This is a genomic window from Frankia sp. CeTa3Moorea (genome assembly GCF_978021225.1).
The window spans coordinates 24,181-33,424 of sequence record NZ_CDXDOR010000048.1 but is presented as its reverse complement, the minus strand read 5'-3'; the positions used below and the strand labels follow the sequence as shown (position 1 = coordinate 33,424).

Genomic DNA, 9,244 nt, shown 5'->3' with positions numbered 1-9,244 from the left:
GGTTCAGACCTCCCCGCCACCGACCCAGACACCACCCGACCGGGTCACCCCCTCGCCGAGCCGGACGGCATCGGCCTCTCCGGGGGTCACGACGCCGCCCGTCGTTCCGACGACGGCACCGGCGCCGACCGAAACCACCACCCTCGTACCCTGACGACCCGGTCGAGGGACGGCTCGGGGAGCGGGCCGGCACCGAATGGCACCGGAACCCGGGGGTGGGGCGTCCCAGTGCGCCTGTGGCCGAGTTCACCCGGACGCGCCCGGCCCGAACATGCCCTCCACCAGGCCCGGCACTAGCATCTGGGTGAGATGCACCATCGTCTCGACGATGCGTCGGGGCGCCCTAGCGCCCCCAGACATGACCTTTCCGGCCCATCGGCTGGGCCGATCCGGAGGAGCTTTCATTGCCGAAGGCACCAGCGGGCACGCTGTACCGCGGTCGAGAGGGTATGTGGTCCTGGGTGGCCCACCGGATCACCGGTGTCCTGGTCTTCTTCTTCCTCTTCGCCCACGTGCTCGACACCGCTCTCGTCCGGGTCTCCCCCACGTCGTACAACGAGGTGATCGAGGTCTACAAGAACCCGGTCGTCAACCTGCTCGAGGTCGGCCTGGTCGCGGCGGTGCTGTACCACGCCCTCAACGGCATCCGGATCATGTTGATCGACTTCTGGGAGTCCGGCCCGAGGTACCAGAAGCAGATGCTGTACGTCGAGCTCGTCATCTTCGTCGTGCTGCTGGTTCCGGCCGCCTCCCGAATGCTGCTGCACACCTTCGAGACGCTGTTCGGGAGCACGACCTGATGACGGCAACCGCTCCCCCCGGTGGCCCGGCGGGCCCGCGCGCGCCGGAACTCGTCGCGCCCCGCGCCCCCGGGCTCTCCCGCCGGCGGGGGAAGCCGGGCAGCGCCAAGGCGCGCACCAACTTCGAGCTCTACGCCTGGGTGTTCATGCGGGTCAGCGGCCTGCTGTTGTTCTTTCTGGTGCTCGGTCACCTGTTCATCATGAACATCCTCGACGGCGGTGTGCAGCGGGTGAACTTCGGGTTCGTCGCCGGCCGCTGGGCGTCACCGTTCTGGCGCACCTGGGACCTGGTGATGCTGCTCCTGGCGGAGCTGCACGGCACCAACGGCCTGCGCACGATCATCAACGACTACGCCGGGCGGCCCCAGACCCGGTTCTGGCTGAAGACGCTGCTCTATACCTCGGCGTTCCTGGTCGTCGCCCTCGGCACCCTGGTCATCTTCACCTTCGATCCCGATATCTGAACGCGCCGGTGATCTCGTGACCCCAGCATCGGACGGATGGAGGTAGGCGTGCAGGTCCACAGGTACGACGCAGTCATCGTCGGTGCGGGCGGAGCCGGCATGCGTGCCGCCATCGAGGCGGGCACCCGCTGCCGGACCGCCGTGCTCACCAAGCTCTATCCCACCCGCTCGCACACCGGCGCGGCGCAGGGCGGCATGTGTGCCGCCCTGGCCAACGTCGAGGAGGACAACTGGGAGTGGCACACCTTCGACACGATCAAGGGCGGTGACTACCTGGTCGACCAGGACGCCGCGGAGATCATGGCGAAGGAGGCCATCGACGCTGTCCTCGACCTGGAGAAGATGGGGCTGCCGTTCAACCGGACACCCGAGGGTCGCATCGACCAGCGCCGGTTCGGCGGCCATACCCGCGACCACGGCAAGGCCCCGGTGCGCCGCTCCTGCTACGCGGCGGACCGCACCGGGCACATGATCCTGCAGACGCTGTACCAGCAGTGCGTCAAGCACGACATCGAGTTCTTCAACGAGTTCTACGTCCTCGACCTGCTGCTGCAGGAGGGCGCGGCGGCCGGGGTGGTCGCCTACGAGCTGAAGACCGGGGAGATCCACGTCTTCCAGGCCAAGTCGGTGGTGTTCGCCACCGGCGGTTTCGGCAAGGTCTTCAAGGTCACCTCCAACGCGCACACGCTGACCGGTGACGGAATGGGTCTGGCGTTCCGGCGGGGCATCCCGCTGGAGGACATGGAGTTCTTCCAGTTTCATCCGACCGGCATCTGGAAGATGGGGATTCTGCTCACCGAGGGTGCCCGCGGCGAGGGCGGAATCCTACGCAACAAGGACGGCGAACGCTTCATGGAGCGCTACGCCCCGACCATCAAGGACCTTGCGCCACGCGACATGGTGGCTCGCGCCATCTACACCGAGATCCGTGCCGGCCGCGGCTGCGGCCCGGACGCCGACCACGTCTACCTCGACCTCACCCACCTGCCGCCGGAGCAGCTCGACGCGAAGCTGCCCGACATCACCGAGTTCGCCCGGACCTATCTCGGCATCGAACCGTACAACGACCCGATCCCGATCCAGCCGACGGCGCACTACGCGATGGGCGGCATCCCGACCAACGTGGACGCGCAGGTGCTCGCGGACAACGACACGGTCATGCCCGGTCTGTACGCGGCCGGCGAGGTGGCGTGTGTGTCCGTGCATGGCGCGAACCGGCTGGGCACCAACTCGCTGCTCGACATCAACGTATTCGGCCGGCGGGCCGGCATCGCCGCCGCCGAGTACGCGAACGCGACCGCACGGCACCCCGACCTCCCGGAGAACCCCGCGTCGTTCGTCGAGGACCTGCTCGGGCGCCTGCGCGCGGGCGCCGGAACCGAGAACGCGGCTGCGATCCGGCGCGAGCTGCAGGAGTCGATGGACGTCAACGCCTCGGTGTACCGGACGGAGGCGACGCTCAAGCAGGCGCTGAGCGACATCTCCGGCCTCAAGACGCGTTACCAGCGGGTGGGCGTGTCCGACCGGGGGCGTCGCTACAACACCGAACTACTCGAGGCGGTGGAGCTCGGCTTCCTGCTGGACCTCGCCGAGGTCCTGGTCGTCGGGGCGCTGGCCCGCAACGAGTCCCGCGGGGGCCACTCCCGTGAGGACTACCCGAACCGGGACGACGTCAACTTCATGCGCCACACGATGGCCTACCGCTCGGGGCCGCTGGTGGCCGCCTCGCCAGAGGCGGAGATCCGCCTAGACTACAAGCCGGTTGTCATGACCCGCTACCAGCCGATGGAGCGCAAGTACTGATGACAGTCACCCTCAAGATCCGTCGCTACGACCCGGAGACGGTCGACGAGGCGCACTGGGAGAGCTACCAGGTGCCGTTCGATCCGAGCGACCGGCTGCTCGACGCGATCATGTGGGTCAAGTGGAACCTCGACGGGACGCTCGCCTTCCGCCGGTCCTGCGCGCACGGGGTGTGCGGCTCGGATGCGATGCGGGTCAACGGCGCCAACCGCCTCGCCTGCAAGGTGCTGGTGAAGGACCTCGGCTCGGAGATCACTATCGAGCCGATCAAAGGTCTGCCGGTGGAGAAGGACCTCATCGTCGACATGGAACCGTTCTTCGACGCGTTCCGGGCGGTGAAGCCCTATCTGATCACTGACGACCACGAGCCGACCCGCGAGCGGCTGCAGTCCGCCGAGGACCGGGCCCGCTTCGACGACACGACCAAGTGCATCATGTGCGCGGCGTGTACCACCGCGTGCCCGGTGTTCTGGACCGACGGCGACTACTTCGGCCCGCAGGCGATCGTCGCGGCCCACCGGTTCATCTTCGACAGCCGTGACTCCGGTACCGACGAGCGCCTGGAGATCCTCAACGAACGCGAGGGGGTCTGGCGTTGCCGGACCACCTTCAACTGCACCGACGCCTGTCCACGCGGCATCCAGGTGACCAAGGCCATCCAGGAAGTCAAGCGGGCGCTGTTGTTCCGCCGCGTCTGAGCCTTTCTCCCGGCCGGTCATGCGGTGTCCACCGCGAGCGCGAACGGCAGCACCGACGGCGCTCCGGCCTGCCGGAGCAGTCGAGCGGCGACCGTCATCGTCCAGCCGGTGACGATCCGATCATCGACGAGCAGCACCGGACCGCCGAGCTCGCCCAGGGCGGCGGCAAGGGCCGGGGAGACAGTGAACGCATTCCACAGGCCGGCGAGCCGGTGCGCGCTGTTGTGCACCTGCCCGGTGTGCGGCCCGTCGGCGACCCGGTCGAGCTGCCCCAGCAGCGGCAGGCGTCCGATGGTGGAAATGCGCTCGGCGAGGCTCGCGACGAGCCGGGGCCGGCTCCGGGACGCGATCGACACGACGGCCACCGGCCGCCGCTGCCATCCCCAACCGGCGAGCGTCGCGACCACCGCCTCGACAAGATCGCCGGGAAGCGGGCCGTCGAGGGCACCGGGCACAGCGGAGCCGGGCATAGCGGAGCCGGGCACAGCGGAGCCGGGCACAGCGGAGCCGGGCGCGGCAAGGGTGGCAGGCGTGAACATCGGGCGCAGCCGGTTTCCCCAGCCCACATCGCTGAGTCGGGCGAGCGCCCGCCCGGGCTCGGCACCGGCCGACGCCGGGATACGCCCGGCCAGGTCGACCCCGAGCCGGCCCATCCCCGTCGGCCACATCCGCCGCGGTTCGACCGGGACGCCCGCCCGGTGCAGCTCATCCCGGGCCCGCGTCCGCGAGAACTCCGAGACCGCGGACGACCACGACCGACCGGTGCACCGGTCACACCGCCCGCAGGCCGCCGCGTGGGGATCGTCAAGCTGCCGGCGCAGGAACTCCATCCGGCAGCCGGTCGTCACGATGTAGTCGAGCATCGCCTGCTGTTCCCGAGACCGCGCCGCGGCGACACGCCGGTAACGCTCCTCGTCGTACGACCAGGGCTCACCGGTACTCGCCCAGCCGCCCCTGACCCGCCGGACCGCCCCGTCGGTGTCGAGAACCTTCAGCATCTGGTCAAGCCGGCTGGGGCCGAGGTCGACGGACGCGAGCAACGCCTGGGTCGACAGCGGCCGGTCGGCGGCCGCGAGCACTCCGAGCACCCGGCGGACGACGTGCTCCGGCGGAAAAGAGGTGTCCGCGAAGTAGCGCCAGATGTCCCGGTCCTCAGCCGCCGGGAGGAGCACGACCTCGGCCGTATCGAGCGCACGGCCGGCCCGGCCGATCTGCTGATAGTAGGAGATCGGCGACGACGGAGCCCCGACGTGGACGACGAAGCCGAGGTCCGGCTTGTCGAAGCCCATTCCGAGCGCGCTGGTGGCGATCAGTGCCTTGACCCGGTTCGCGAGCAGGTCCTCCTCGGCGGCGATGCGCTCGGCCGCCTCGGTGCCACCGTGATACGTGGTGACGGCATGACCCTGACCGCGCAGAAAGATGGTCAGCTCCTCCGCCGCCGCCTTCGTCAGCGTGTAGACGATCCCCGATCCGGGCAACTCGCCGAGATGGTCGGCGAGCCAGCCGAACCGGTGCTCGGCCTGCGGCAGCGACACGACCGCGAGCCGCAGGCTCTCCCGATCGAGACTCCCGCGCAGCACCAACGTCCCGGCGGACGCTGGGCCGGCGGGAGCGGAGGTTCCGAGCTGCTCACTGACGTCCTCGACCACGCGGGTGTTGGCGGTGGCCGTCGTGGCCAGCACCGGGACCCCCGGACGCAGCCCGGCGACGAGGGTACGCAGCCGCCGGTAGTCGGGCCGGAAGTCGTGCCCCCAGTCGGAGATGCAGTGCGCCTCGTCGATGACGAGCAACCCGGTGGTAGCGGCGATCTCGGGCAGGTAGTCGTCCCGGAAGGTCGGGTTGTTCAGCCGCTCCGGCCCGACGAGCAGCACGTCGAGCTCGCCCGACCGCAACGCCGCGTAGACCTCGTCCCACTCGGTCACATTGCCGGAGTGAATCTCGCCGGCGCGGATGCCCAGCCTCGCCGCGGCCGCCGCCTGGTTGCGGATGAGCGCGAGCAACGGGGAGACGATCACCGTCGGAGCAGCGCGTCCCGCTGCACCGCGGAGCAGTGCCGTGGCGAGGAAGTACACCGCCGACTTGCCCCAACCGGTGCGCTGGACGAGCAGCACCCGGCGCCGGTGGGTCACGAGCGCGTCGATGGCCTGCCACTGGTCCTCGCGCAGCGCCGCGGCCGGCCCGGCAAGCGCCCGCAGCAGCTCCTCCGCGCGCTCCCGCAGCCCACCGGGCACCGGGTCCGCCGGGCCCGGAGCATGCGCGACCGGCGACGCCAGGCCGGAAGCCACCGGAAGCGCGGAGGTCGTCTCGTCTGCTGCCATGAGAGGTGTCTACCCGACGCCACCGACAAGATCGGATCGTCCCAGGTCACAGCCGCTTCCGCACCGGAGACGGCGTGGTGGGCCGCGGTCAGCAGCATCCCAGCGATCGACACCCGCGAACCCGGCCCCGCCTGGGCACGGTCACCACCGGGGTACGGCCGCGACGGCCCGAGGCGGAGCGACTGCGGCATCTTAGTACCAGTATTTGCGGGAGGTTGCTACTAGCCAGTGCGTGAAGTTGGTAATATTCGATCATGAATCGACCCTACCTCCCACGGCTCGTCGACGGCCTGATCCGTGATCTTCTGCAGGAACTGCCGGCACTACTGGTCGTCGGGCCGCGGGCCACCGGCAAGACCACGACAGCGGCCCGGCATGCCCGCACAGTTATCCGTCTCGATCAACCACGCGAGGCTGTCGCGTTCACCGCGGATCCCGACGCCGCTCTCCGCGGACTTCCAGAACCGATTCTTCTGGACGAGTGGCAGATGGTTCCGACGGTGCTCGGCGCGATCAAACGTGCGGTCGATTCCGAGCCCCGGCCCGGCCGCTTCATCGTCGCCGGCTCCGTACGAACGGATCTCGAAGCCGACAACTGGCCCGGCACCGGCCGCCTGGTAAGAGTGCCTATGACCGGTCTCACCATACGAGAGATCATCGGCCGAGTCGACAGGCCGACCTTCCTTGATCGAATCGCGACAAGCGGCGCGGATTTGCTGGTCGTGCCGTCAGGCGCACCAGACCTTCGCGGCTACGTCGAGATGGCCCTGCGAAGCGGATTCCCCGAAGCCGCGCTGCACCTCTCGGACCGCACCCGCGGCTACTGGCTGGAAAGCTACCTGGATCAGCTTCTCACCCGTGACGTCGAAATTCTCCATGAGAACCGGGACCCGTATCGCCTACGACGATACTTCGAGGTCCTGGCTCTGAACTCCGCCGGTGTAGTGAACAGCAAGACGCTGTACGAAACCGCCGGAATCAACGCGAAGACCGCCGACGCATATGATCACCTACTGAGCAACCTGCTCATAGTCGAGGCGCTTCCCGCATGGACGACGAACCGACTCAAGCGGCTTGTCCGGACGACGAAGAAGTACGTCGTCGATCCCGGACTGATCGGCGCTGCCCTTCGCCTCGACGTCAACGCGACGCTCCGAGACGGCGATCTCCTCGGTCGGATCCTCGACACCTTTGTGGCCGCGCAGGTTCGGGCCGAGCTTCCAGCCGGCTCCAGTAGAGCCCGCCTTCACCACCTGCGGCAGGAGGCCGGACGCCACGAGGTTGACATTCTCGCCGAGCTCGGCGCCGAGCAGGTGATCGGAATCGAAGTGAAGGCCGACGCGGCGCCCGGCAAGAATTCGGTACGTCATCTGACGTGGCTACGAGATGAACTCGGTGAACGCTTCATCGCCGGTGTGATACTACACACCGGGCCGAGACTGTATCAACTCGACCCGAAGATCTTCGCCGCACCGATATGCACACTGTGGGGTTAGAACGGATCTCGCTCTGTCTTCGGCTCAGAACGGCTTATAGCACAGGATCGACCATACGACTGGTCCGGCTGCCCCGCGATCGGGGAGAACATCGGCACCCCGACGTCCACGGACACCACGGACGCCGCCGCCCACTGGTAGTGACCCCCACCCGTCCGGCGAGCTGACCCCATGACGCTCCTTCCCTATGGACGGGGAATCTCGACTTCGCTGTCCACGGAAGCGGGATCGTTCCAGTAGGCTTCGCCCGGCATGACCGGACAGTGCCTGTCGCCGGGTTCCACCGGTTCGTGCGGCCGGCCGCGACACCGCCTTCCAGCCGCTCCGGGTAAGGCATCTGACCACGCTGACCGACCCGGCGACTTCGCCCACGACTCAGGAGCGCGTACACATGAGCGAACGGCTGGACGGCACCGTTGCCCTGGTGACCGGTGCGAGCAGCGGCATCGGTGAGGCGACCGCCCGCGAGCTGGCCCGGCACGGCGCCGCGATGGCGCTGGTCGCGCGGCGCGGCGACCGGCTCGAGCGCCTCGCCGCCGACATCACCGGCGCCGGCGGCACCGCCCTCCCCCTCCCGCTGGACATCACCGACCAGGCCCAGGCCGTCGACGCGGTGAAGCGCACCGTGGCGGAGCTCGGTCGGCTCGATACCGTCGTCAACAACGCTGGGATCATGCTGCCCGGGCCGATCCTCGACGCGCCGACCGAGGAGTGGGACCGGATGGTGGCCCTGAACCTGCAGGGCCTGCTGTACGTCACCCATGCAGCGCTGCCGCATCTGCTCACTGCCGCGGACGACGGCCCCCGCCAGGTCGCGGACCTGGTGAACATCAGCTCAGTGGCGGGGCGGCACGCCACCATGGGCGCCGGCATCTACAACCTCACCAAGTTCGGGGTGAACGCGTTCACCGAGTCGCTGCGCCAAGAGGTCACCGCCCGGCACGTGCGCGTCTCGGTGGTCGAACCGGGCTCCGTCGAGACCGAGCTGAGGTCCCACATCCGCGAGGAGATCCGGAATATCGTCATGCGCCGCATCGCCGACATCGAGCCGATGCAGTCCGAGGACATCGCGGACGCCGTCGCCTACATCGTCACCCGGCCGCGGCGGGTCGCGATCAACGAACTACTCATGCGGCCCACCGAGCAGGTCGGCTGACACCGCGTCGCGCGGGAACCCCCGGCGCCCACCGCCGGCGGCGGACCCCCTCCTCCGGAGGAAGGGCCGGGGTTCGGGAAGAGCCCCGCTGCTGGTAGCGGTGGCCCGTCTATCCACTCAGTCGTTGGGCGAGGTATGAGCCATCAGGATTAGCCACGTGCCACAACGAAACGGCCAAGTTCCCAACAAATAGTGAAGTCGTGGCCTGCTGGGTGGCGGATGTGGCATCCACCTCGGTGGCGGTTCTCGTTACGCGACGGCCGGCTACGCGGCGGCCGTCCCCCTAGGCGACCGTTACGTCGCGGCCCCTCTGCCCGCATGGTCCGCGGCGTGGTACCGGCGAGTTCGGAGGCGGCGAGATGACCATGGCCCGTCATCCCTGGTATCTGATCTGCGGAACTGGTCCGTAGACGTGCCACGCTGGTGGCATGGCTCCGCGGCTGGGCAGGCTCTGAAGCCAGGAGGATCACACGGCGTAGAGCCGATCATGACACGGAGCGGTTTCGAAG

At 68.7% G+C, this 9,244-nt stretch carries 8 protein-coding genes; 6 read left to right on the top strand and 2 right to left on the bottom strand.

Translation table 11 applies throughout. The annotated features are described in order from the left end of the window. Positions 1–3: 3 nt before the first annotated feature. The gene (locus AC08OV_RS11070) at positions 4–141 is read right to left on the bottom strand and encodes a hypothetical protein (protein WP_462203784.1); all 138 of its coding nucleotides are present in this window, start codon (positions 139–141) and stop codon (positions 4–6) included. Positions 142–404: 263 nt separating this feature from the next. Between AC08OV_RS11070 and sdhC the strand changes: the two genes are divergently transcribed. Genes sdhC through AC08OV_RS11050 form a run of 4 tightly spaced genes read left to right on the top strand, consistent with a single transcriptional unit; the run spans position 405 to position 3,765 of the window. Further along, positions 405–800 (top strand): succinate dehydrogenase, cytochrome b556 subunit, encoded by a 396-nt coding sequence (gene sdhC, locus AC08OV_RS11065; protein WP_462186661.1) that lies wholly within the window; start codon positions 405–407, stop codon positions 798–800. Continuing rightward, entirely contained in the window at positions 800–1,264 is a 465-nt protein-coding gene (locus tag AC08OV_RS11060; protein WP_462186660.1) for a succinate dehydrogenase hydrophobic membrane anchor subunit, read from the top strand. Before sdhC ends, AC08OV_RS11060 begins: the two co-directional genes overlap by 1 nt. A 48-nt stretch (positions 1,265–1,312) precedes the next feature. Then, positions 1,313–3,067 (top strand): succinate dehydrogenase flavoprotein subunit, encoded by a 1,755-nt coding sequence (gene sdhA / locus AC08OV_RS11055; RefSeq protein WP_476614340.1) that lies wholly within the window; start codon positions 1,313–1,315, stop codon positions 3,065–3,067. Next, entirely contained in the window at positions 3,067–3,765 is a 699-nt protein-coding gene (locus tag AC08OV_RS11050; RefSeq protein ID WP_462186658.1) for a succinate dehydrogenase iron-sulfur subunit, read from the top strand. The genes sdhA and AC08OV_RS11050 overlap by 1 nt, the downstream gene beginning before the upstream one ends. Before the next feature lie 17 nt (positions 3,766–3,782). Here AC08OV_RS11050 and AC08OV_RS11045 read toward each other — a convergent pair whose 3' ends face one another. Further along, on the bottom strand, positions 3,783–6,083 hold the full coding sequence (locus AC08OV_RS11045) for a DEAD/DEAH box helicase (RefSeq protein ID WP_476614339.1): 2,301 nt from the start codon (positions 6,081–6,083) through the stop codon (positions 3,783–3,785). Between the two features lie 254 nt (positions 6,084–6,337). Between AC08OV_RS11045 and AC08OV_RS11040 the strand changes: the two genes are divergently transcribed. After that, positions 6,338–7,579, top strand: a complete 1,242-nt coding sequence (locus AC08OV_RS11040; protein WP_476614338.1) for an ATP-binding protein — start codon at positions 6,338–6,340, stop codon at positions 7,577–7,579. Between the two features lie 391 nt (positions 7,580–7,970). Further along, complete coding sequence (locus AC08OV_RS11035) at positions 7,971–8,735, top strand: SDR family NAD(P)-dependent oxidoreductase (RefSeq protein ID WP_462189294.1); 765 nt, start codon at positions 7,971–7,973, stop codon at positions 8,733–8,735. The last annotated feature ends 509 nt before the right edge of the window (positions 8,736–9,244 follow it).